Source organism: Pseudoxanthomonas putridarboris (assembly GCF_038321125.1).
Classification (GTDB): domain Bacteria; phylum Pseudomonadota; class Gammaproteobacteria; order Xanthomonadales; family Xanthomonadaceae; genus Pseudoxanthomonas_A; species Pseudoxanthomonas_A putridarboris.
Genome location: NZ_JBBWWT010000003.1, coordinates 158580 through 181275 on the forward strand (window position 1 = coordinate 158580; position 22696 = coordinate 181275).

Below are 22696 nucleotides of genomic sequence, written 5' to 3' on the forward strand. Positions count from 1 at the left end.
GCATCGCGCCACCGAGGAGAGAGCGTATGCGTACCCTGACCTTCATCGTGGCGGGCCTGCTGATCGTCGGCTTCGCCATCTGGCTGGCCAAGCCGGCCAAGCGCCGGACGGTGGCCGGCGTGTTCACCCTGGGCTGGCTGCTGGTGGTGCTGTGGAATCTGCGCACGGGGCTGTCGCACGGCTACTCGTTGCAGGAAGAAGCGCCCATCCAGTTGCTGATCTTCGCGCTGCCGGTGGCGGCGGGCTGGTGGCTGGCGTGGAAGGCGCGCGGTCGCCGCTAGATCGTCGCCCGCATCCGTTAGACTTCCCCGCATGAGTGCAGAAGCTGGTGCCAGTGACCTGGTGAAAGTCGTCGCCCTGCTGGGCGCCGCAGTCGTGGCCGTGCCGATCTTCCGCCGCCTGGGCCTGGGCTCCGTGCTCGGCTATCTGGCGGCGGGCCTGGTGATCGGGCCGTTCGGGCTGGGGTGGTTCTCCGACCCGCAGTCGATCCTCCACGTGGCCGAACTGGGCGTGGTGATGTTCCTGTTCGTCATCGGCCTGGAGATGCGGCCCAGCCACCTGTGGAGCCTGCGCCGGCAGATCTTCGGGCTGGGCGCGTTGCAGATCGGCCTGTGCACGCTGGCGCTGACGGGCGTGGGGCTGGCGTTCGGCTACCCGCTGCCGGTGTCGTTCATCGGCGCCATGGGCTTCGTGCTGACCTCCACCGCGGTGGTCATGCAGCTGCTGTCCGAGCGCGGCGACGTGGCGTTGCCGCAGGGGCAGAAGGTGGTGTCGATCCTGCTGTTCGAGGACCTGCTGATCGTGCCGCTGCTGGTGCTGGTGGCCTTCATGTCGCCGCAGGTGGTGCAGCCGGAGGAGGGCTCGCGCTGGATGGCGATCGGCATCGGCGTGGCGTCGCTGGCGGGGCTGATCGCGGCGGGCATCTGGCTGCTGAACCCGCTGTTCCGCATCCTCGCCGCCGCCAAGGCGCGCGAGGTGATGACCGCCGCCGCGCTGCTGGTCGTGCTGGGCGCCGCGCTGCTGATGCAGCTGGGCGGGCTGTCGATGGCGATGGGCGCCTTCCTGGCCGGCGTGCTGCTGTCCGAATCCACCTTCCGCCACCAGATCGAAGCGGACATCGAACCCTTCCGCGGCATCCTGCTGGGCCTGTTCTTCCTGGGCGTGGGCATGGCGCTGGACCTGGGCGTGGTGGGCCGCAACTGGCCGCTGATCGTCAGCGCGGTGCTGGCGATGATGCTGGTGAAGGCGCTGTGCATCTACGCGGTGGCGCGCTTCACCCGCAGCCCGCACGCCGAGGCGCTGGACCGCGCCGTGCTGATGGCGCAGGGCGGCGAGTTCGCCTTCGTGCTGTTCGCCGCGGCCGCCGGCGCCGGCATCATCGACGCCACCGTCAACGCCAACCTGACCGCCATCGTGGTGCTGTCGATGGCGCTGACGCCGCTGTTCGTGCTGCTGTTCCGCAGGTTCTCGCCGGTCGCCAAGCAGTCGATGGAGGGGATCGAGGAAGCCAAGGGGCTGACCGGCAGCGTGCTGATCATCGGCTTCGGCCGCTTCGGCCAGGTGATGAGCCAGTCGCTGCTGGCCCGCGACGTGGACGTGACCATCATCGATACCGACATCGAGATGATCCGCAGCGCCGAAGAGTTCGGCTTCAAGATCTACTACGGCGACGGCACCCGGCTGGACGTGCTGCGCGCGTGCGGCGCGCAGACCGCGCAGGCCATCGCGATCTGCGTGGACAACAGGGGCGCGGCCAACCGCATGGTCGAACTGGTCAAGCACGAATTCCCGCAGGCGCAGGTACTGGTGCGTTCGTACGACCGCGAGCACTCGCTGGCGCTGATCAGCGCCGGGGTGGACTTTCAGATCCGCGAGACCTTCGAGTCGGCGGTGGAGTTCGGCAAGGCCGCGCTGGTGAGCGTGGGCGTGTCCGAGGAAGACGCCGAGACCATCGCCGGGGAGATCCGCAGGCGCGATGCCGAGCGGTTCGAACTGGAAATGGCGGGCGGCAGCGTGATGGCCGGCGCCGCGATGATCTACGGCAAGAGGCCCGCCAAACCCACGCCCACGCCTTTGACCAAGCCCAAGCGCGAGGCCCGCGCGTTGAACGAGGAAGCCGCCGAGATCATCGGCGAAGAGGAAGAAGAGGAGTGACGGCGCAGAGCGGGAAGTCGTGCGCTTCGCACACTGCAAGCCAGCGGCTTCGCCGCCTGTAAAGGGTAAGAAGAAGCGCGGTTGCTCTTGACTTACAGGCCGCGCAGCGGCCGACTTGCCTCTTTACAGGCGGCGCGGCCGCCGGCTTTCCGTGCACGAGGCTGAATGTCGATTCGCATCTAGCGTATCGCCTGTTCCTTCAGGCCGGTTCCGTCGGCGGGCTGCAGGAAATCCCGCAGCGAGGACCAGTACCGTGCCTGGTTGGACAGGCTGTTGTGATCGTCGTCGGGGAAATCGACCACCTGCGCCGGGCGCGGGAACGCCGCGATCAGGCGATCGGTGTTGCGGGCCGGGATCACTTCGTCGCGGCCCGCGCGCAGCACCAATAGTTCGCCATGGTGGCGGGGCAGGTAGCGGAACGACTCGTAGCGATCGCGCAGCAGCCACCGCACCGGGAAGACCGGGTAGTGCGCCTGCGCCACCCGGGCCAGGCTGTCGAACGGAGTGACCAGCGCGAGCCGGACGATCCTGCGCTGCGAGGCCACGTAGCTGGCCACGCCGCTGCCCAGGCTGCGGCCGATCACGCCGACGCGCCCGCCGGAATGCCGCGTGGCGACTTCGTCGAACACGGCCAGTGCGTCGCCGAGCAATGCGGTCTCGCTGGGTTCGCCATCGCTGGCGCCGTAGCCGCGGTAGGCGACCAGGTAAACTGTGGTGCCCGGGAACCATTCGCGGTAGGCATCGCGGTACGACTCGATGCTTTCGCCGTTGCCGCCGTAGTACACGATGGCATCGGTGCGGCCGGGATTCACCACCCAGCCGCGCAGCACGGCATCGGGCCGTGCGATGGCGATGTTGGTCCGCGCCGCATCGGCGCGCGTGGCCTGGGGGAAATAGATCAACGACCGCTGCTGCGAATGGAGCAGGGCGCACAGGCCCAGGTAGGCCAGCGCCAGCAGGATCGCGACGACCAGCAGGATCTTGCCCAGCACGCTAGGGCCTGTCCCAATAGCGTCAACAGGCCTAGCCGTGCCGCTGCTGCGCGGCCTGGAAGGCGGCCAGTTGCTCGGGCGTGGCATCGCGCTGGTGCCGTGCCTTCCATTCGGCGAAGGGCATGCCGTAGACGTGTTCGCGGGCCTGTTCCTTGTCCATCGCGACGCCGGCCTCTTCGGCGGCCTCGCGGTACCAGTCGGCCAGGCAGTTGCGGCAGAAACCGGCCAGGATCATCAGGTCGATGTTCTGCACGTCGGTGCGTTCCTGGTTGAGATGCCTGAGCAGGCGACGGAAGGCGGCGGCTTCGAGTGCGGTGGTGTCGGTCATGGTCGGAGTCCGTAGGAGCGCCCCATGGGCGCGATGCTCTTCGTCCCGCTGTGGCAAAAGCATCGCGCCCATGGGGCGCTCCTACAACATGCGGGTGGAATCGGGGACAATACGCGCGACTTTACACCCGAATCTTCCCATGACTGCCCGAATCCTGGACGGCCGCCGCATCGCCGAGAACCTGCTGGACGAACTGAAAGTCCGGGTCGACGTGCGCGTGGCGGCGGGGCTGCCGAGGCCGGGCCTGGCGGTGGTGCTGGTGGGCGGTGATCCCGCCTCGACGGTGTATGTGCGCAACAAGCGCCGCGCCGCGGAAAAGGTGGGCATTGCGGCCTACGACTACGACATGCCCGAAGGCACCACCGAAGCGCAGTTGCTGACGTTGATAGACCAGTTGAACGCCGATCCGAAGATCCACGGCATCCTGGTGCAGCTGCCGCTGCCCGGCATCCCTGACGCCAGCCGCTTGATCCACCGGATCGATCCGCGCAAGGACGTGGACGGCTTCCATCCCGAGAACGTTGGCCACCTGGCGCTGCGCCAGTTCGGCCTGCGCCCGTGCACGCCGCGCGGCATCACCACGCTGCTGGCCTATACCGACCGCCCCGTGCGCGGGCAGAACGCCACCATCGTGGGCGTCAGCAACCACGTGGGCCGGCCGATGGCGCTGGAACTGCTGATCGCCGGCTGCACGGTGACCAGTTGCCACAAGTTCACGCCCCCGGACGTACTGAAGGCCCGCGTGGGCGATGCCGACATCCTGGTGGTCGCCGCGGGCAAGCCGGGCCTGGTCCCGGGCGAATGGGTCAAACCCGGCGCGGTGGTGATCGACGTGGGCATCAACCGGCTGGAGGACGGCCGGCTGGTCGGCGACGTGGGCTTCGATGCCGCCGCCGTGCGCGCCAGTTGGATCACCCCGGTCCCCGGCGGGGTGGGGCCGATGACCGTGGCCACGCTGATGCAGAACACGCTGGAAGCCGCCGAGGCTGCCAGCGCGCCTTGATGCGCCCCCTCGTGGGAGCGACGTAAGTCGCGACGAGACGCCGCGGAAGGCCGTTCGCGACTTACGTCGCTCCCACGGCAGGAAGAGCCTTCCGGGGAAAACAGCGTTCCGGACATGGCCGGCGGCGGAAGCCCCGCGGATCAGGGTATAATGTCGCGCTTCCCCAACTATCCGGGCCCGCCGATGCTGCGCATCCAGGCTGAAGCACTGACGTACGACGACGTCTCCCTCGTCCCCGCCCATTCCATCGTCCTGCCCAAGGATGTCAGCCTGGAAACGCGCCTGACGCGCGACCTGCGGCTGAAGCTGCCGATCGTCTCGGCCGCCATGGACACCGTCACCGAAGCCCGACTGGCCATCGCCATGGCGCAGTTGGGCGGCATCGGCATCGTCCACAAGAACCTGACCGTCGAGCAGCAGGCCGCCGAAGTGGCCAAGGTCAAGAAGTTCGAGGCCGGCGTCATCAAGGAACCCTTCACGGTCGGCCCCGAGACCACCATCGCCGAAGTGCTCAAGCTCACCCGCGCGCGCAACATCTCCGGCGTGCCCGTGGTGGACGGCGGCCAGCTGGTCGGCATCGTCACCAGCCGCGACATGCGCTTCGAGAAGAAACTCGACGATCCGGTCCGCCACATCATGACCAAGAAGGATCGCCTGGTCACGGTGAAGGAAGGCGCCAGCGACGAGGAAGTGCTGGACCTGCTGCACAAGAACCGCATCGAGAAGGTGCTGGTGGTCAACGATGGCTTCGAGCTGCGCGGCCTGATCACCGTCAAGGACATCCAGAAGAAGACCGACAACCCCAACGCCGCCAAGGACAGCGCCACGCGCCTGCTGGTGGGCGCCGCGGTGGGCGTGGGCGGCGATACCGACCAGCGTGTCGAGGCGTTGGCCGCCGCTGGCGTGGACGTGGTCATCGTGGACACCGCGCATGGCCATTCGCAGGGCGTGCTGGAGCGCGTGGCGTGGGTGAAGAAGCGCTTCCCGCAGTTGCAGGTGATCGGCGGCAACATCGTCACCGGCGACGCCGCGCTGGCGCTGATGGACTCCGGCGCCGATGCGGTGAAGGTCGGCGTGGGTCCGGGTTCCATCTGCACCACCCGCATGGTGGCCGGCGTCGGCGTGCCGCAGGTCACGGCGGTCGACATGGTGGCCGAGGCGCTGCAGGACCGCATCCCGCTGATCGCCGACGGCGGCATCCGCTATTCCGGCGACATCGGCAAGGCGTTGGCCGCGGGCGCGTCCACGGTGATGATCGGCGGCCTGTTCGCCGGCACCGAGGAAGCGCCGGGCGAGGTCGAACTGTTCCAGGGCCGCAGCTACAAGAGCTATCGCGGCATGGGCAGCCTGGGCGCGATGGAGAAGGGTTCGAAGGACCGCTATTTCCAGGACGCGAGCGACGCGGACAAGCTGGTGCCGGAAGGCATCGAGGGCCGCGTGCCTTACCGCGGCTCCGTCGGCGGCATCATCCACCAGCTCGTCGGCGGCCTGCGCGCCACGATGGGCTACGTGGGCTGCGCGACCATCGAGGACATGCGCAGCAAGCCGAAGTTCGTCGTGATCACCGGCGCCGGCCAGCGCGAAAGCCACGTGCACGACGTGCAGATCACCAAGGAACCGCCGAATTACCGGATGGGCTGAGGCCCATCCGCAGGATGGGTGATTGGGGATTCGAGATTCGATAAGACAAGAGCAGAGCGAAAACGATATGTCGGTTGCATTCCAATCCCGAATCCCGAATCCCGAATCCCGGCTCCACGACGACAAGATCCTCATCCTCGACTTCGGCGCGCAGTACACGCAGTTGATCGCCCGCCGCATTCGCGAGATCGGCGTCTATTGCGAAATCTGGGCCTGGGACCACGATCCGGAAGAGATCGCGAAGTTTGGCGCCAAGGGCATCATCCTGTCGGGAGGGCCGGAATCCACCACGCAGCATGGCGCGCCGAAGGCGCCACAGCAGGTGTTCGACAGCGGCCTGCCGATCCTGGGCATCTGCTACGGCATGCAGACGCTGGCCGCGCAGCTGGGCGGCGCCACCGAGGCCGCCGACGCGCGCGAATTCGGCCATGCCGAAGTGGAACTGATCGCGCACGACGCATTGCTCGGCGGCCTGACCGACCACGCCGGCCGCGCCAGCATCGACGTGTGGATGAGCCACGGCGACCATGTCGCCAAGGCGCCGCCGGGCTGGACCGTCACCGCCGTCACCGACCGCATCCCGGTCGCGGCGATGGCGCTGGAAGAGAAGCGCTGGTACGGCGTGCAGTTCCATCCCGAGGTCACCCACACCAAGCAGGGCCACACCCTGCTGCGCCGCTTCGTCGCCGAGATCTGCGGCTGCAAGACGTTGTGGACGGCGGCCAACATCATCGACGACCAGATCGCCCGCGTGCGCGAGCAGGTCGACTCGGACGAGGTGATCCTGGGCCTGTCCGGCGGCGTCGATTCGTCCGTCGTCGCCGCGCTGCTGCACAAGGCCATCGGCGAGCAGCTTACCTGCGTGTTCGTCGACACCGGCCTGCTGCGCTGGCAGGAAGGCGACCAGGTGATGGCGATGTTCGCCGAGCACATGGGCGTGAAGGTCGTCCGCGTCGATGCCGCCGACCGCTACTTCGCCGCGCTGGAGGGCGTGTCGGACCCGGAGGCCAAGCGCAAGATCATCGGCAACCTGTTCGTCGAGATCTTCGACGAGGAAGCCGGCAAGCTGAAGAACGCCAAGTGGCTGGCGCAGGGCACGATCTATCCGGACGTCATCGAATCGGCCGGCAGCAAGACCGGCAAGGCCCACGTCATCAAGAGCCACCACAACGTCGGCGGCCTGCCCGAGCACATGAAACTGGGCCTGGTCGAGCCGCTGCGCGAGCTGTTCAAGGACGAAGTGCGCCGCCTGGGCGTGGAACTCGGCCTGCCGCGCAGCATGGTCTACCGCCATCCGTTCCCGGGCCCCGGCCTGGGCGTGCGCATCCTGGGCGAAGTGAAGCCCGAGTACGCCGAACTGCTGGCCAAGGCCGATGCCATCTTCATCGAGGAATTGCGCAAGGCCGACTGGTACGACAAGACCAGCCAGGCCTTCGCCGTGTTCCTGCCGGTCAAGTCGGTCGGCGTGGTCGGCGACGCCCGCGCCTACGAATGGGTGATCGCGCTGCGCGCGGTGGAGACCATCGACTTCATGACCGCGCACTGGGCGCACCTGCCGTACGACCTGCTGGGCACCGTGTCCAACCGCATCATCAACGAACTGCGCGGCGTCTCCCGCGTGGTCTACGACATCAGCGGCAAGCCGCCGGCGACGATCGAGTGGGAGTGACCCAACCGTGACGGCTGCGATGGCGCAGGGCCATTGATCCGGTCCGACCCGGTCGACTGATCCATCAGGGAGAACAGATGCGTTCCAGAACCTTCGGCCGTACCGGCCGTTCCGTCGGCGAAATCGGCTTCGGCGCGTGGGCCATCGGGGCCGCTTGGGGTCAGGTCGACGACGACGAGGCCGTCGCTGCGCTGCATGCGGCGCTGGAAGCCGGCGTCGATTTCCTCGACACCGCCGACGTGTACGGCGACGGCCATTCCGAGCGCCTGATCGCGCGGGTATTGAAGGAGCGCGGCGGCGAGCGCCCGTTCGTCGCGACCAAGGCCGGCCGCCGCCTGCCGCAGCAGACCGTCGAAGGCTACAGCGCCGGGAACCTGGATGCGTGGATTGAACGCAGCCTGCGCAACCTCGAGGTCGATACGCTCGACCTGGTGCAATTGCATTGCCCGCCCACCGACGCTTACTACCATCCGGAAATCTTCGAGCGGATGGATCGCCTGGTGGAGCAGGGCAAGATCCGGCACTACGGCGTCAGCGTCGAGCGGGTGGAAGAGGCGCTGAAGGCGATCGAGTACCCCGGCGTGGCCAGCGTGCAGATCGTCTTCAACATGTTCCGGCTGCGCCCGTCCGAACTGTTCTTCCAGCAGGCGCGGCAGAAGAACGTGGCGATCATCGCCCGCGTGCCGCTGGCCAGCGGTCTGCTCAGCGGCAAGTTCACCCGCGACACGACGTTCGAAAGCGACGACCACCGCCAGTTCAACCGCCATGGCGAAGCCTTCGACGTCGGCGAAACCTTCTCCGGCGTGCCCTACGAAGTCGGCCTTGCCGCGGTGGAACGCATCCGTCCCCTGGTTTCCGGCGATGCGACCCTGGCGCAACTGGCGCTGCGCTGGATCCTGATGTTCGACGCCGTCACCGTGGTCATCCCCGGCGCCCGCAACCCGCGGCAGGCGCTGGGCAATGCGGCGGCAGCGGACCTGCCGGCGCTGTCGGACGCCACCATGGACGCCATCGCCCGCATCTACGCCGAGGACATCAAGCCCTACGTCCACCAGCGCTGGTAAGCTCGGAACGCATTGCACGATTGGGTATCACGGGGAGCATTCACGATGACGGAAAAGAACTGGGACAGGGTACCGATCGACGCGCAAAGCATCGACGCGCCTCTTTCGCAAGCAGCCGTCTTCCTCGTGGTCACCGTCGCCGGCGACCGGGCCGCTCTCGCCAACGTATGCGTGACGCTCGACGGTCTCGACGATCTCGTCAAGACCGTCGGGTTTCGCGATCTTTCCGCACGGCTGTCATGCATCGTCGGGATAGGCCGCGACCTGTGGGATCGCCTCGATGCCGGCAAGCGGCCACGGGAACTGAAGCCGTTCTCGCCGATCCAGGGCGGGGTCCACGCGGCACCGGCGACACCCGGCGATCTTCTTTTCCATATCCGGTCCGAACGCCCCGATTTTTGCTTCGAATTCGAGCGCATCCTGCTCGACGGTCTTGGCGTCAGCGTGACCGTCGTCGATGAAGTGTCGGGATTCCGATATTTCGATGCGCGCGACCTGCTGGGCTTCGTCGACGGCACCGCCAACCCGACCGGCCTGGATCTGCCCGCTTCGGCGCTGGTCGGCGACGAGGATGCGGACTTCGCGGGAGGCAGCTATGTCGTCGTCCAGAAGTACCTGCACGATCTCGGCGCGTGGGCGCAGGTCCCGACGCCTCTCCAGGAGGAGATCATCGGTCGCACGAAGATCGACAACATCGAGATCGACGACGACGATGCGCCACGCAAATCCCACAAGTCGCTTGCCACGATCGTGGATGCCGAGGGCAACGAGCACGACATCCTGCGCGACAACATGCCGTTCGGCCGGCCCGGGCAGCGGGAATTCGGCACCTATTTCATCGGCTATTCGCGCTATCTTTGGGTCATCGAGAAGATGCTGCAGCGGATGTATGTCGGCGACCCGCCGGGCGCGTACGACCGGTTGCTGGATTTCTCGACGCCGCATACCGGCACCACGTTCTTCGCTCCGGCGCGCCCGATGTTGCAGGCACTTGCCCAGGCGGCGCAGGAGAAGCTTCCGACCGCCCGATAGGCGGGCATGGCATCGCATTGAGCGGGCAACAAAGTAGCTGCTCTTTCATCGATCCGGCCTGCGCATGAGGCGGCGGTGCAGCGCACTCCACGCCTTCCGCCAGCCGGTTCCGTTTCCGTGGCGATAGGCGATGGAGGCGGGGACGAACAGTTCGACCGTCGTGCCACGTTCCGGATCGCTGCGGATATCGAGGGTGGCGCCGAGCTTGTCGGCGCGCTCGCGCATGCCGGTCAGGCCCCAGTGTCCGGGCTTGCCGCCGGCCTGCCGCACCGCCGGCGGGATGCCGCGGCCATCGTCGCCGACCCGCAGGCGCAGGCCCGACGCTTCGTAGGCGATGCGGCTTTCAACGCGCGACGCATCGGCATGCTGGAAAGCGTTCGACAGCGCCTCGCGCGCGATCCGGTATGCCTCGTCCTGCACCAGGGGATGCAGCGGCCGGCTCCTGCCGCTCAATTGGATGCTGAAGTCGGCGGGGTGGTCCCGTTCGAGTTCGCGGCCGACGCTCCGCAACGCGTCCTGCAGGTCGATCACCTCCGACGAGGACGCTCGCAGATCCTTGACCCGGCGGCGCGCTTCGGCAAGCACGTCATCGGCCGTGTTCAACGCCTGGTCCATCTGCGTGCGTATCGGTTCCGCGGCGGGCAACCGGTCGGTCAGCGCCTGAAACCGCAGCAGCAGGCCCTGCACGCTCTGCAGCAGTGTGTCGTGCAGCTCGCGCGCGATCCGCTCGCGCTCCCGATGCCGCTCCAGCAAGCGCCCGCGCAGTTGCGAGGTGATCCGACGCATGCGCAGCACGTATAGCAACCAGAGCAGCAGGACGCCCGAGCCGATGCATGCGGCGATGAACCCACGGGTCTGGTGGAAGGCCGGTGCGATGTAGAACGCCAGCGTCGCCCCGGTTTCGTTCCAGACGCCGTCGTTGTTGGAAGCGACCACTTGGAAGCGGAAACGCCCGGGTCCGAGGTTGTTATAGAACGCCTGCCGGCGGTCGCCGGCATCCTGCCATTCGCCGTCCACGCCGCTCAGGCGGTAACGGAAGCGGACGCGTTCGGGCATCGTCAGGCTCAGGGCCGTGTAGTCGATGCGCAGGTCGTCGGTACCGATCGGCAGGCGGATCTCCTTCGTGGGCGAATACGTTTCGCCATTGGCCACCAGCCCGCGCACCAGTACCGTAGGCGGCAGGCGGTTGCGGCGGATCCCGGCCGGATCGATCCAGAGCAGGTTGCCCGCGGTGAACCACAGCTTGCCATCGTCGGCGCGGGCGGTGGTGGGGCGTGGCGCGACCTGGACCGGCGCACCGTCGATACCGTCATGGAAGTCGAAGCGTTCCACCTGCATCCGGTGTCCCGCTTCCCGCGACGCACGCGCCAGTTCGCCGGCGGGCACGCGGACGATGCCGGTGCTCCCGCTGATCCACAGCTCGCCGTCGTCGGCGACCACCATGCCCGCGATGCCGTGGAACGATCCGCCATCGGCGGCGGACAGCGGCTGTATCCGCTCGCCGGCCAGGCGCGCCAGGCCGGATCCGCCGCCGAACCAGACCTCGCCACCGTGCGCCTGCACCGATTGCACCGAGCCGATGTCCAGTCCCTCGCGTTCGCCGAAGACCCTGACCCGGCCACCGTCGATCACGGCGAGCCGGTTGTCTTCGTAGCCCAGCCACAGGCGCTGGCGGTGGTCGGCGAACAGGCTGAGCGGTGCCTCCGTAGGCAGGTCCGCATGGCCGCCGCGCTCGCTCCACTGGCCATCGGCGTAGCGATGGAGGCCGCCCTGCATCGGCGGATACAGCGACACCCACAACCCGCCGCGATGATCCCTGGCGAACGCGCTCACCCAGGCGTTGCCGTAGCCGGGTGGCAGGGCCATCCGGGCGAGTCGCCCGTCCTGCATCCGCCACACGCCGTCGCCGCGTTGCCCGCCCAGCCAGAGCACGCCCTGGGCATCGCGGTGGATGGCGGTCAATCCGGTACCCGCCCCGGGCAGCGAGTAGGCCTGCCGGCCGATCCGGGCCGGCGCTTGGAAATGGCCGATCAGCCAGACCCCTTCGCCGTTGGCCGGCGCCAGGCCGCCGCTGCCGCCTCCGGGAGCGGGCGTGGCGAAAAAGGCATTGTCGCGGAAGCGGTCCAGTCCACCCGTGGTCCCGAGCCAGATGTTGCCCTCGCGGTCCTCCAGCAATGCATGGACGCCGGCGCCGCTCAGCCGGTTGAGCGGGATCGACTCGACCCGCCCGTCCAGGGATTTCGGTTCGTCGGTGCGCAGTCGCGTGGCGGAGCGGACGCGATGGATGGCCCAGCCGGATTCGATCCACAGTCCGTCGTCCCGGTCCACCCGCATCACCGAGGCGTCCGTCCATGGCCAGGCGTGCTCCGCGCGGCCATCGCGGATGTGCCGCAGGCCGTGGCGTTCGTCCGCCTGCCACAGCGTGCCGTCGGCGGATTGCGCGAAGACGCCGAGGAAGGAAACCGGCAGGTCCAGGCGCTGGAATGCATCGCCATCTTTGGCCAGCCGGTGGATGCCTTCGGCCGATGCGGTCCAGACGTGGCCGTCGCGATCGGCGAACACGTTGTAGACCCGTTCCTGTTGCGGCGAGATGCGTTGCCAGCGCGAACCCTCCAGGCGGAACAACCCGCCGAGGGTCGCGGCCCATACCCGGCCATGTGGATCCAGGGCGAAGCTGCGCACGCGCACGGAGGGACCGTCGATGCTGCTGTAGTGGGAGAGATTTCCATCGCGCAACAGGCTGATGTCGCCACGGTTGCCGCTGGCAATCCACAGGCCGCCGTCCGGCATCGCCAGCAGCGCGGAGATCGAATCGAACGGCAGTCGCTGGCCGGCGTCGGGCTGGAAGCGCTCGAACTCGACCCCGTCGAAGCGGTACAGCCCCGACGAACTGCCCAGCCACAGGTAACCGTCGCGGTCCTGCGCCAGCGCACGCACGTCGCCGGGTGCGCCTTCGCGGGCGGTCCAGCGGGTGTGGTGCATCTGCTCCAGCGAAAGCCGGGGGTCCAGCGCATGCACGGAGAACGCGGCCAGCAGCAGGAAACCCATCGCGCACAGCCTGGAATGGAGCGATTTCCCGGAGCGGGCGTATCGACGGAGGCTATCGGCCATGGAGGCGGTTCGACGAACGGGAAGAGAGGGCTGCGATGGTGGTTTCCCCGGATGCGACGCCTCCGCACCGCCCCGTCGATGCGGCCGCGGACTCCCGGGATCCGGGCGTTGGAGATGGCTCGCGGACGCCACTATACAATGCGCCTCCGATGACGGAATGCGTGGAAAGGCGATGACATTCTCCAGCGAATCCGGCGATGGCGTTCCCCAAGCCGCGACCGGGCCCGGAGCCGACGAATACTGGATGCGCCACGCGTTGGCCCTGGCCGATCGCGCCGAACGCGAGGACGACGAGATTCCGGTCGGCGCGGTGCTGGTCGGTGCCGACGGGCAGGTGCTGGGCGAAGGCTGGAACCGCAACCTGGCCGAGCACGACCCCAGCGCCCATGCCGAGATCGTGGCGATGCGCCAGGCCGGCAGGGCAGTGGGCAATCACCGGCTGGTCGGCACCACGCTGTACGTGACACTGGAGCCGTGCGCGATGTGCGCGATGGCGCTGGTGCATGCGCGGGTGGCGCGCCTGGTGTTCGGCGCGGCCGATCCCAAGACCGGCGCCTGCGGCAGCGTCTTCGGCCTGATCGGCGACCCGCGCCACAATCATCGCGTGGACGTGCGGGGCGGCGTGCTGGGCGAAGAGGCCAGCCGGCGCCTGACCAATTACTTCCGCGCCAAGCGGGGCAGGCCGCTGCTGCCGTAGGGGCGCGCCTCGATGGCCATTCCGCCTGCATGATGATGAACGCGCCGCAGCGCGTCCGGATGGCGAACAGACAAACTTCACGATATGTGTCTGCGAATTTCTGCGGATCGCAGCGGTGCGCCAAGGCGCACCCTACGGGATCGGTTGCCTGCGCTTGCCGCGGCGGTGGTCCATTTCCTCGTTGATCGCGGTGACCGCCAGCGTGGATTCGCGCGCCAGCAGCAGGCTGGCGGCGAACATGGCCAGCACGCCGAACGCGGCCAGCCAGGTCGGCAATGCGCCGAGCCTGTGGCCGGAGAACGTGTCCACCGCCACCGCCAGGCTGGTGCCCACGAAGAAGCTGATGGCGGCATACAGCAACTGGCCGGCGCGCAGGATGATCAGGCTGCGCAGGCGTTGCAGCGCGATGCGTTTTTCGTAGAGTACGCGTTCGCCTTCATCGTCGATGTCCACCAGTTCCTTCAGCAGGCTGCGGGCGCGGTCGATGATGCGGGACAGGCGATTGTTGGCCGAGAGCAGCAGCGATGCGGTCGCCGTCAGGAAGAAGGCCGGGGCCAGCATCGCGCTCAGCACGGCATGGTCGGTGGAGAGGTTCATGGGCCGGTCTTGGTCGTGGTCTGCGTTATGATGACACGACGCAGGCAAGCCGCAATTCCCGGAGCGGATCGCCGGGCCTTCCACATTCCACGGGCGGGTGCATGACAGCCAACCACACGAACAACGACCGTCTCATCTGGATCGACCTGGAGATGACAGGCCTGGACACCAGCCAGGATTCGATCCTCGAAATCGCCACCGTGGTGACGGACTCCAAGTTGAACGTGTTGGCCGAAGGCCCCGAGTTCGCCATCGCGCATCCGGTGGCCGTGCTGGAAGCGATGGACGACTGGAACCGCAACCAGCACCGCAAGTCCGGGCTGTGGCAACGGGTGGTGGAAAGCGAAGTGACGCTGGGCCAGGCCGAGGCGCAGACGGTGGCGTTCCTGGCGGAATGGCTGCCGGCCGGCGCCTCGCCGATGTGCGGTAACTCGATCTGCCAGGACCGGCGTTTCCTGCACCGGCTGATGCCGCGGCTGGAGAAGTACTTCCACTACCGCAACCTGGACGTCAGCACGCTCAAGGAACTGGCCCGCCGCTGGGCGCCGCAGGTGCTGGAAGGCGTACGCAAGCAATCCAGCCACACCGCATTGAGCGACGTGCGCGATTCCATCGACGAACTGCGGCATTACCGCCGCCACATGGCGGCCCTGGCGGGCGGCTGAGGTCTTCCTCCCTGTGGGAGCGGCTTCAGCCGCGACCGTGGGCACAGAACAAACGTTGGCCACGGATTGACACGGATCAGCGCGGATAAACGCTTTCCTCTTTATCCGTGTAAATCCGTGGTTGCAGGCCCCTTGCTTCAACGGTCGCGGCTGAAGCCGCTCCTACAAGAGATACAGGGCGGGTCAGGGCTGCGGCTTGGGCATGTCGCCGTCGTCCGCGACGGACTTGGTGATGATGTCGGTCAGCGGTGTGCCGTCGGCGTTGTGGTGGTACACGTGCAGGTCGCGCCGTGGATAGGGGATGTTCAGCCCGTTGTCGAGGATCTGCGTGCGCACGGCTTCGGTCAGGTCGTTCTTGACCTGGCCGGAGTCCTTGGTCTTGGTCCATGCGAGCAGCAGCAGGTCCACGCTGCTTTCGCCCAGCTTGGCCACCGACACGGACGGTTCCGGATCCTTCAGCACCAGTGGATGGTTGCGGGCCAGTTCCAGCAGGATGTCCTTCGCCCGTTTCAGGTCGTCGTCGTAGCCCACGCCTACCTGGATGTCGACGCGGCGGCGCGGCTTGGCGGTGAAGTTGATGATCGGCGCGGTGGTGATCATGCTGTTGGGCAGGATGATCAGCCGGTTGTCGAAGGTGCGCAGGCGGGTCTGGAAGATGCGCACTTCCTCCACCACGCCTTCCAGGTTGGCCGCCATCACGTGGTCGCCATCGCGGAAGGGGCGCAGCACGATCAGCATCACGCCGGACGCGATGTTGGACAGCGAATCCTTCAGCGCCAGGCCCACCGCCAGGCCGGCGGCGCCGACGACCGCCAGCACCGAGGTCGTCGGCACGCCGATCTTCTGCAGCGCGGCGATGGTCACCACCACCATCATCACCGCATAGGCCACGTTGCGCAGGAAGCCGACCAGCGTGGGTTCCGCGCCGCCGCGGGTCAGCGCGCGGTCGAGGATGCGGCTGATCCACTTGGCCACCCAGTAGCCCACCAGCAGGATGACGATGGCGATGGCCCAGTTGACCAGGTACGCCGACCAGTCGATGCTGCTCCAGTCGAGCATCGGCGTGCTGGCCGCCTGCGGCACGGCCGGGAAAAGGACGGGAACGGTGGGCGCGGCCATCGTCATCGTGCGGTCAGGCCGCCTTGAGCTTGGCCAGCCGCAACCAGGTGTCGACGACGGTATCCGGGTTCAACGACACCGATTCGATGCCTTCCTGCATCAGCCACTCGGCCAGGTCGGGATGGTCCGACGGGCCCTGGCCGCAGATGCCGATGTACTTGCCCTTGGCCTTGGCGGCCTGGATGGCCATCGACAGCAGTTTCTTGACCGCCGGGTTCCTTTCGTCGAACAGGTTGGCGACGATGCTGGAATCGCGGTCCAGGCCCAGGGTGAGCTGGGTCAGGTCGTTGGAGCCGATCGAGAAGCCGTCGAAGATGTCGAGGAACTCGTCGGCCAGCAGCGCGTTCGATGGCACTTCGCACATCATGATGATCTTCAATCCGTTCTCGCCCTGGCGCAGGCCATGCTTGGCCAGCACCTCGATCACCTTGCGGCCTTCCTCCAGCGTGCGCACGAACGGGATCATCACCCACAGGTTGTCCAGGCCCATCTCGTCGCGGACGCGGCGCACGGCCTGGCATTCCAGCGCGAAGGCCGGTTCGAACGAGGGATCGACGTAGCGGCTGGCGCCGCGGAAGCCGATCATCGGGTTCTCTTCGTGCGGCTCGTAGCGGGTGCCGCCGATCAGGTTGGCGTACTCGTTGGACTTGAAGTCCGACAGGCGCACGATCACCGGGTTGGGCGCCACCGAGGCGGTGATGGTGGCGATGCCCTCGGCCAGGCGATCCACGTAGAAGCTGACCGGGTCGGCGTAGCCGGCGATCTTGGCGTCGATCTTCTTGCGGGTTTCGAGATCCTGGCGGTCGTATTCCAGCAGCGCCAGCGGATGCACGCCGATGTGGCTGGCGATGATCATTTCCAGCCGCGCCAGGCCGATGCCGGCGTTGGGCAACTGGCCGAAGTCGAACGCGCGCTCCGGGTTGGCCACGTTCATCATGATCTTCAGCGGCGCCTCGGGCATCGAGGCCAGGTCGGTCGTCGTGCGCTCGAAGGGCAGGGTGCCGGCATAGATGAAACCGGTATCGCCCTCGGCGCAGCTGATGGTCACTTCCTGGCCGTCCTCGATGCGGTCCAGCGCGTTGCCGGTGCCGACCACGGCCGGGACGCCCAGTTCGCGCGCGATGATCGCGGCATGGCAGGTGCGGCCGCCGCGGTTGGTGACGATGGCCGAGGCGCGCTTCATCACCGGTTCCCAGTCCGGGTCGGTCATGTCGGCCACCAGCACGTCGCCGGGCTGCACGCGGTTCATGTCGTCCAGCGAACGCACCACGCGGGCCACGCCGCTGCCGATCTTCTGGCCGATGGCGCGACCCTCGGCGATCACTTCGCCGCGCTTGTCCAGCGCGTAGCGTTCGATCTGGGTGGCCTTGCCGCGCGACTTCACCGTCTCCGGGCGCGCCTGCACGATGAACAGCTTGCCGGTCACGCCGTCCTTGGCCCATTCGATGTCCATCGGGCGGCCGTAGTGTTCCTCGATGGTCAGCGCCTGCTTCGACAGTTCCTGCACGTCGGCGTCGCTGATCGAGAATGTGGAACGCAGTCCGGCCGGGGTGTCCTCGGTCCTCACGCGTTCGCTGGGCTGGTCCGAATACACCATCCGCAGCAGCTTGCTGCCCAGCGCGCGGCGCAGGATGGCCGGCTTGCCCTGTTTCAGCGTGGGCTTGTAGACGTAGAACTCGTCCGGGTTCACCGCGCCCTGCACGACCATCTCGCCCAGGCCGAAGCTGGAGGTGACGAACACCACGTCGCGGAAGCCGGACTCGGTGTCCAGCGTGAACAGCACGCCCGAGGCGCCCACGTCCGAGCGCACCATCAGCTGCACGCCGGCGGACAGGAACACGTCCTCGTGCTTGAAGCCGTGGTGCACGCGGTAGGCGATGGCGCGGTCGTTGTAGAGGCTGGCGAAGACTTCCTTCACCTTGCGCACCACGTCGTCGGCGCCGGTGACGTTGAGGAAGGTTTCCTGCTGGCCGGCGAACGAGGCGTCCGGCAGGTCCTCGGCGGTGGCGGAAGAGCGCACGGCCACCGCAATCTCGTCCCCCCCGTTCTCGGCGCAGAGCTTCGCGTACGCAGTGCGGATGTCGGCGTCCAGGTCCGGCTGCAGCGGGGCGTCGATGACCCAGCCGCGGATTTCCTTGCCGGCGGCGGTCAGGGCGGGCACGTCCTCCACGTCCAGCGTGGCCAGCTTGTCGAAGATGCGCTTGGACAGGTCGTTGTGGGCGATGAAGGCCTTGAACGCTTCCGCCGTGGTGGCGTAGCCCCCGGGGACCGAGACGCCCAGGTTGGCCAGGTGGCCGATCATCTCGCCCAGGGAGGAATTCTTGCCGCCCACGCGGGCCAGATCGGCCAGGCGCAGTTCATGCAGCCACAGGATGTTCTCGTTCAAGCGCAAAGCTCCGAAGCAGACTGCGCGCCGCGCCGATGACCATCGGCGTGGGCCGTGTCCATGGGGAAAGAAGCGATATGATGCAGTGCATACCAATTGCAGACAAGCTTGATCTGACGGAGGTTTTCATGGTGAAGCAGGGAACGGGTGGCCATGTCTGAACTGCGCCCGGTGTTCTACGTGTCCGATGGTACCGGTATCACGGCCGAGACCATCGGCCACAGCCTGCTGACGCAGTTCGCCGGCGTGCGGTTCCAGACCGACCGCATCTCCTTCGTCGACGACGAGGACAAGGCGCGCGACGCGGCCGACCGCATCCGCCGCGCGGGCGAGAAGCTGGGCAGCCGGCCCATCGTCGTCAACTCCTGCGTGGACCCGCAACTGAGCGGGTGGCTGGCCGAAAGCGGGGCGCTGATGCTGGACGTGTTCGCGCCCTTCATCGAACCGCTGGAGCGCGAACTGGGCCAGCAGCGCCAGTCGCGGGTGGGCCAGGCGCATGGCCTGGTGGATTTCGAGACCTACCATCGCCGCATCAACGCGATGAACTTCGCGCTGACCCACGACGACGGCATGGCGGTGAACTACGACGAGGCCGACGTGATCCTGGTGGCGGTGTCGCGCGCGGGCAAGACGCCCACCTGCGTGTACCTGGCGCTGCATTACGGCATCCGCGCGGCCAATTACCCGTTGACCGACGGCGACCTGGAAACCGACCGCCTGCCGCCGCGCCTGCGGCCGTACCGGCGCAAGCTGTTCGCCCTGACCATCGACCCGGAGCGCCTGCACCAGATCCGGCAGGAGCGCAGGCCCAATTCCACCTACGCGAAGATGGAAACCTGCAAGCGCGAAGTGACGGCGGCCGAAGCGATGTTCCAGGTGGAGCGCCTGCCCACGCTCAGCACCACCAACAAGTCGATCGAGGAGATCTCCAGCAAGGTGCTGTCCACGCTGGGCCTGCAGCGCGAGATGTTCTGACGGGGAGGGGGTCTTGCGGCGCGCCGGGGAAACGTTCTGGGGAACCCTTAACTTAGGCCGCATGCGGATATCCGTCAATGCTGCCGCAAAACGGTTTCCGCGTGTAGCATCGGGTCATGTCCCAGGCACTCGCCCGCACCGCCCGCATCCCCCGGCTCAGCCGTTTCGGCTGGCTGATGGCCCTGTACGCGGAAAACCATGCACGGCTGACGCGGCTGTTCGCGCCGGAGGGCCTGGTGGCGGGCAGCTACCTGTCCTCCGTCGGCGACGGGCTGGACGTGCGGCTGGACGTCATCGAGACCCATCGCTACACGGTGGAACTGCGGCTGACCTACGACCTGTGCGACCCGCTGACCGGCGAACCCGACCCCTCCGCGTTCGTGCGCCTGTACCGCGATGCCCGGCAGGCGGAAGCGACCCACTGCTACGTGGGCCGGCGCTGGCAGGACGTGATCGGCCTTTACCCGCCGCCGGCCGAGGTGGTCAGCCACCGCATGCGCATGAACACCTTCCTGGGCAAATGGCTGGAGTACCTGGCCGAGCAGGGGCATGGCGTGGCCACCCTGCGCATGGTGGAAACGAGCCGGCTGGACGTGGCCTGAGCGTCGCCGGGCGACCGCCCGGCGGTGGGGTCCCGGGCCGCTCAGCCCACCCGCATGAAGCGGATCGCATTCAACCGGCGCAGGCCGCTGTTCGCATCGCGCGTCATGTTCATCACGTCCACCGCGCCCAGTGTTTCCAGCTCCAGCAGCCTCTGCGCCACGGCATCGAACGCGGCGTCGTCCAGTCCCAGGGATCCGGCGGTCCAGCGGGTATCGCGGTTGATGGGCAGTTGCGAGAGCAGTTCGTCGACAAGCGAATCGTGCGTCATGACTGCAGGCTCCAGGGGAAGGGGCACCACTTTCGACCACACCCGTCTCAGGCCGTGCGTCCGCACCGCGAAAAGACGCACGGCTTTTCGGCGGTTCTACGGCATCCCGGGTGAGTTTCTTGTAAAGCCGTGCGGAAGGTGAGGTCGCCCGCTTGTCTTGCCGCCTGGCGAGGCGCTGGAGGGAGGTATTCCGGCTTCGTCGGACATGCAGAAACGAACAGGCCCGGTTGCCCGGGCCTGTTCGTCGAAGAGTGGCGTCCCCACGGGGATTCGAACCCCGGTCGCTACCGTGAAAGGGTAATGTCCTAGGCCTCTAGACGATGGGGACACGTTGAAACGGTTACCAGGTTTTTCCGGTTCCGGACGGCCTGTGCCCGGAAGTTGGTGGAGCCAGGCGGGATCGAACCGCCGACCTCCTGCATGCCATGCAGGCGCTCTCCCAGCTGAGCTATGGCCCCAACGTGCTGGCAGGAGCGAAATGATAGCCAGCCCTCCATTCATTCGCAAGCATTGCTTTCGATTTTTTTCACAACTGGCGTGCAAGGGTCCATACCGGGTGAAATAGCAGGCTTGAACAGGCAGGGCCGCACGCGCGCATGATCGGATTCACGGTGAAGGAATGGGCGGCGTGGGCACCGGGACTGGTGGACCGCGACGCATGGCGCGCCTGGGCGCGGGCGCCGTGGCGGCCTGTCGGCGAGGACATGCCCGCGTTGCCCGAGGTGCCTCCCATGCAGCGTCGCCGCATCGAGCGGCTGGGGCGCATGGCGATCCAGACCGCGTGGTGGTGCCAGCAGGCGCAGGCGGATTCGGTTCCGCTGGTGTTCGCATCGCGCCACGGCGACGTGGCGCGTTCCATGGAACTGCTGGATGCGCTGGCCAACGGACAACCGCTTTCGCCGACCACGTTCGGCCTGTCGGTGCACAACGCCATCGCCGCGCTGTATTCCATCATCCGTGGCCAGCACGGGAATTACCTGGCGATCGCGGGCGGCAAGGCCACGGCCGAGACCGCCTGCGTGGAGGCGGCGGGACTGCTGGCCGATGGCGCCGGGGAAGTGCTGCTGGTGGTGTACGACGCGCCGCTGCCGGAGGTCTACCGCAACTTCGCGGACGAACCGGATGCCGGCTTTGCCTGGTGCTGGCGGCTCGGCCGCCAGGACGACGACGGCATCAAGTTGAAGCTGTCCTGGGAGGCCGCCACGGAGAGTGTTCCGGCCACCGGCGGACTCCCGCATGGTCTCGATGTCCTGCGTTTCCTGCTCGCCGGCGAACCCGCCCTGGCGCTGGTCGAGGACGGCGTGCGCTGGCAGTGGCAGCGCCATGCGTGAACGCCTGGACCGTGCATGGCGGGTGATCGGCACCGGCATCAGCTTCGCGACCTTCGGGGTGGGCGGGCTGTTCCTGCGGATGTTCGTGATCCCGCCGATGCAATGGTTCATCCGCGACGACCAGCGAAGGCAACGCTGCGTGCGCCGCGTGGTCCAGTGCAGCTTCGCCGCCTTCGTCGAACTGATGCGGCGGCTGGGCGTGATCACCTGCGAGATCCGGGGGCGCGAGCGGCTGCAGCGCGACGGGCTGCTGATACTGGCCAACCACCCGACGCTGATCGACGTGGTGCTGCTGGTGTCGCTGCTGCCCAACGCCGATTGCGTGGTGAAGTCGGCGGTGGCGCGCAATCCCTTCATGCGCGGCCCCGTGCGGGCGGCCGGCTACGTGGCCAACGATGATGGGGCGGGGCTGGTGGAGGACTGCATCCGGGCGGTGCGGGCGGGCGGCAGCCTGGTGATATTCCCCGAGGGCACGCGGACCCGGACGGGGGAGCCGATCAAGCTGCAGCGCGGGGCCGCCAACATCGCCGTGCGGGGGCGGCTGGACATCACGCCGGTTCGCATCACATGCGCGCCGCCGACGCTGAGGAAAGGGGAGAAGTGGTATCGTGTGCCGCCGACGCGCGCTCATCTGGTGATCGATGTTCAGGAAGACCTGCCGATCGCCCCGTTCCTGAACGGAACGGAGGGGTTGGAGCCGTCGGCAGGGGGAGAGGCGCTGGCAGCCCGGCGGCTCACGGAACATCTGGCCAATTATTTCGAGGGAGAGCCACCACGTGCAGGCACTTGAGCACGAGATCAAGGAATTGATCATTTCATCGCTGTCGCTGGAGGACATCGCCCCGGGCGACATCGACACGTCCGCGCCGCTTTTCGTCGAGGGACTGGGACTGGACTCGATCGACGCACTGGAACTGGGCCTGGCGCTGCAGAAGCGCTACGGCGTCAGCCTGTCCGCGGATTCCCAGGAAACCCGCCGGCATTTCGCCAGCGTGCGTGCATTGGCGGATTTCGTGGTCTCGCAGGGCAAGGCGTGAGGAAGGGCGGGTAGGACCGGCAAG

21 protein-coding genes and 2 tRNA genes are annotated in these 22696 nt (G+C 67.4%); 14 read left to right on the forward strand and 9 right to left on the reverse strand.

Annotation, left to right across the window (positions count from 1 at the left end):
* Positions 1 to 26: 26 nt before the first annotated feature.
* Positions 27 to 281 carry a hypothetical protein gene (locus AAD027_RS08215; protein WP_341725537.1) on the forward strand — a complete coding sequence of 85 codons (255 nt, stop codon included), beginning with the start codon at positions 27 to 29 and terminating at the stop codon, positions 279 to 281.
* A 31-nt stretch (positions 282 to 312) separates the two neighbouring features.
* Positions 313 to 2154 carry a monovalent cation:proton antiporter-2 (CPA2) family protein gene (locus tag AAD027_RS08220; protein ID WP_341725538.1) on the forward strand — a complete coding sequence of 614 codons (1842 nt, stop codon included), beginning with the start codon at positions 313 to 315 and terminating at the stop codon, positions 2152 to 2154.
* Between the two features lie 179 nt (positions 2155 to 2333).
* Here the strand turns inward: AAD027_RS08220 and AAD027_RS08225 are convergent, their stop codons facing one another.
* Together AAD027_RS08225 and AAD027_RS08230 are read right to left on the reverse strand one after the other, a co-directional pair.
* The gene (locus AAD027_RS08225) at positions 2334 to 3146 is read right to left on the reverse strand and encodes an alpha/beta hydrolase (protein ID WP_341725539.1); all 813 of its coding nucleotides are present in this window, start codon (positions 3144 to 3146) and stop codon (positions 2334 to 2336) included.
* A 31-nt stretch (positions 3147 to 3177) separates the two neighbouring features.
* Positions 3178 to 3474, reverse strand: coding sequence for a DUF1244 domain-containing protein (locus AAD027_RS08230; RefSeq protein WP_341725540.1), 297 nt, complete (start codon positions 3472 to 3474; stop codon positions 3178 to 3180).
* A gap of 139 nt (positions 3475 to 3613) precedes the next feature.
* Here AAD027_RS08230 and folD point away from each other — a divergent pair, with 139 nt between their 5' ends.
* The 5 genes from folD to AAD027_RS08255 all read left to right on the forward strand — a co-directional run bounded on the left by folD (position 3614) and on the right by AAD027_RS08255 (position 9883).
* Positions 3614 to 4477 (forward strand): bifunctional methylenetetrahydrofolate dehydrogenase/methenyltetrahydrofolate cyclohydrolase FolD, encoded by an 864-nt coding sequence (gene folD, locus AAD027_RS08235; protein ID WP_341725541.1) that lies wholly within the window; start codon positions 3614 to 3616, stop codon positions 4475 to 4477.
* A gap of 183 nt (positions 4478 to 4660) precedes the next feature.
* A complete protein-coding gene (gene guaB / locus AAD027_RS08240) occupies positions 4661 to 6118 on the forward strand; it encodes an IMP dehydrogenase (protein ID WP_341725868.1) in 1458 nt (485 codons plus the stop codon).
* Positions 6119 to 6185: 67 nt separating this feature from the next.
* Positions 6186 to 7787, forward strand: a complete 1602-nt coding sequence (guaA, locus tag AAD027_RS08245; protein ID WP_341725542.1) for a glutamine-hydrolyzing GMP synthase — start codon at positions 6186 to 6188, stop codon at positions 7785 to 7787.
* Positions 7788 to 7864: 77 nt separating this feature from the next.
* Positions 7865 to 8851, forward strand: coding sequence for an aldo/keto reductase (locus AAD027_RS08250; RefSeq protein ID WP_341725543.1), 987 nt, complete (start codon positions 7865 to 7867; stop codon positions 8849 to 8851).
* Positions 8852 to 8896: 45 nt separating this feature from the next.
* Entirely contained in the window at positions 8897 to 9883 is a 987-nt protein-coding gene (locus AAD027_RS08255; protein WP_341725544.1) for a Dyp-type peroxidase, read from the forward strand.
* 45 nt (positions 9884 to 9928) lie between these two features.
* On the opposite strand, the gene AAD027_RS08260 is transcribed toward AAD027_RS08255, so the two are convergent.
* A complete protein-coding gene (locus AAD027_RS08260; RefSeq protein WP_341725545.1) occupies positions 9929 to 12994 on the reverse strand; it encodes a sensor histidine kinase in 3066 nt (1021 codons plus the stop codon).
* A 172-nt stretch (positions 12995 to 13166) separates the two neighbouring features.
* Between AAD027_RS08260 and tadA the strand changes: the two genes are divergently transcribed.
* Positions 13167 to 13691 carry a tRNA adenosine(34) deaminase TadA gene (gene tadA, locus AAD027_RS08265; RefSeq protein WP_341725546.1) on the forward strand — a complete coding sequence of 175 codons (525 nt, stop codon included), beginning with the start codon at positions 13167 to 13169 and terminating at the stop codon, positions 13689 to 13691.
* Between the two features lie 132 nt (positions 13692 to 13823).
* Here tadA and AAD027_RS08270 read toward each other — a convergent pair whose 3' ends face one another.
* Positions 13824 to 14288: a DUF2721 domain-containing protein gene (locus AAD027_RS08270; RefSeq protein ID WP_341725547.1), complete on the reverse strand. Its 465-nt coding sequence runs from the start codon at positions 14286 to 14288 to the stop codon at positions 13824 to 13826.
* 101 nt (positions 14289 to 14389) lie between these two features.
* Between AAD027_RS08270 and orn the strand changes: the two genes are divergently transcribed.
* Positions 14390 to 14953: an oligoribonuclease gene (gene orn / locus AAD027_RS08275; RefSeq protein ID WP_341725548.1), complete on the forward strand. Its 564-nt coding sequence runs from the start codon at positions 14390 to 14392 to the stop codon at positions 14951 to 14953.
* A 183-nt stretch (positions 14954 to 15136) separates the two neighbouring features.
* Here orn and AAD027_RS08280 read toward each other — a convergent pair whose 3' ends face one another.
* Both AAD027_RS08280 and ppsA read right to left on the reverse strand, forming a co-directional pair.
* Positions 15137 to 16072, reverse strand: coding sequence for a mechanosensitive ion channel family protein (locus tag AAD027_RS08280; protein ID WP_341725549.1), 936 nt, complete (start codon positions 16070 to 16072; stop codon positions 15137 to 15139).
* A gap of 13 nt (positions 16073 to 16085) precedes the next feature.
* Positions 16086 to 18458 carry a phosphoenolpyruvate synthase gene (ppsA, locus tag AAD027_RS08285; protein ID WP_341725550.1) on the reverse strand — a complete coding sequence of 791 codons (2373 nt, stop codon included), beginning with the start codon at positions 18456 to 18458 and terminating at the stop codon, positions 16086 to 16088.
* Positions 18459 to 18611: 153 nt separating this feature from the next.
* Between ppsA and ppsR the strand changes: the two genes are divergently transcribed.
* Both ppsR and AAD027_RS08295 read left to right on the forward strand, forming a co-directional pair.
* Complete coding sequence (gene ppsR, locus AAD027_RS08290; protein ID WP_341725551.1) at positions 18612 to 19433, forward strand: posphoenolpyruvate synthetase regulatory kinase/phosphorylase PpsR; 822 nt, start codon at positions 18612 to 18614, stop codon at positions 19431 to 19433.
* Positions 19434 to 19549: 116 nt separating this feature from the next.
* Positions 19550 to 20035, forward strand: a complete 486-nt coding sequence (locus tag AAD027_RS08295) for a DUF1249 domain-containing protein (RefSeq protein ID WP_341725552.1) — start codon at positions 19550 to 19552, stop codon at positions 20033 to 20035.
* Between the two features lie 41 nt (positions 20036 to 20076).
* Here AAD027_RS08295 and AAD027_RS08300 read toward each other — a convergent pair whose 3' ends face one another.
* From AAD027_RS08300 to AAD027_RS08310, 3 genes are all read right to left on the reverse strand, one after another.
* Entirely contained in the window at positions 20077 to 20304 is a 228-nt protein-coding gene (locus AAD027_RS08300) for a hypothetical protein (protein ID WP_341725553.1), read from the reverse strand.
* A gap of 252 nt (positions 20305 to 20556) precedes the next feature.
* Positions 20557 to 20632, reverse strand: a tRNA-Glu gene (locus AAD027_RS08305).
* Between the two features lie 54 nt (positions 20633 to 20686).
* Positions 20687 to 20762 (reverse strand) — tRNA-Ala (locus AAD027_RS08310).
* Between the two features lie 138 nt (positions 20763 to 20900).
* Between AAD027_RS08310 and AAD027_RS08315 the strand changes: the two genes are divergently transcribed.
* Genes AAD027_RS08315 through AAD027_RS08325 form a run of 3 tightly spaced genes read left to right on the forward strand, consistent with a single transcriptional unit; the run spans position 20901 to position 22672 of the window.
* Entirely contained in the window at positions 20901 to 21635 is a 735-nt protein-coding gene (locus tag AAD027_RS08315; protein WP_341725554.1) for a beta-ketoacyl synthase chain length factor, read from the forward strand.
* Positions 21628 to 22425, forward strand: coding sequence for a lysophospholipid acyltransferase family protein (locus tag AAD027_RS08320; protein ID WP_341725555.1), 798 nt, complete (start codon positions 21628 to 21630; stop codon positions 22423 to 22425). Before AAD027_RS08315 ends, AAD027_RS08320 begins: the two co-directional genes overlap by 8 nt.
* A complete protein-coding gene (locus AAD027_RS08325) occupies positions 22412 to 22672 on the forward strand; it encodes a phosphopantetheine-binding protein (RefSeq protein ID WP_341725556.1) in 261 nt (86 codons plus the stop codon). The genes AAD027_RS08320 and AAD027_RS08325 overlap by 14 nt, the downstream gene beginning before the upstream one ends.
* Positions 22673 to 22696: the final 24 nt, after the last annotated feature.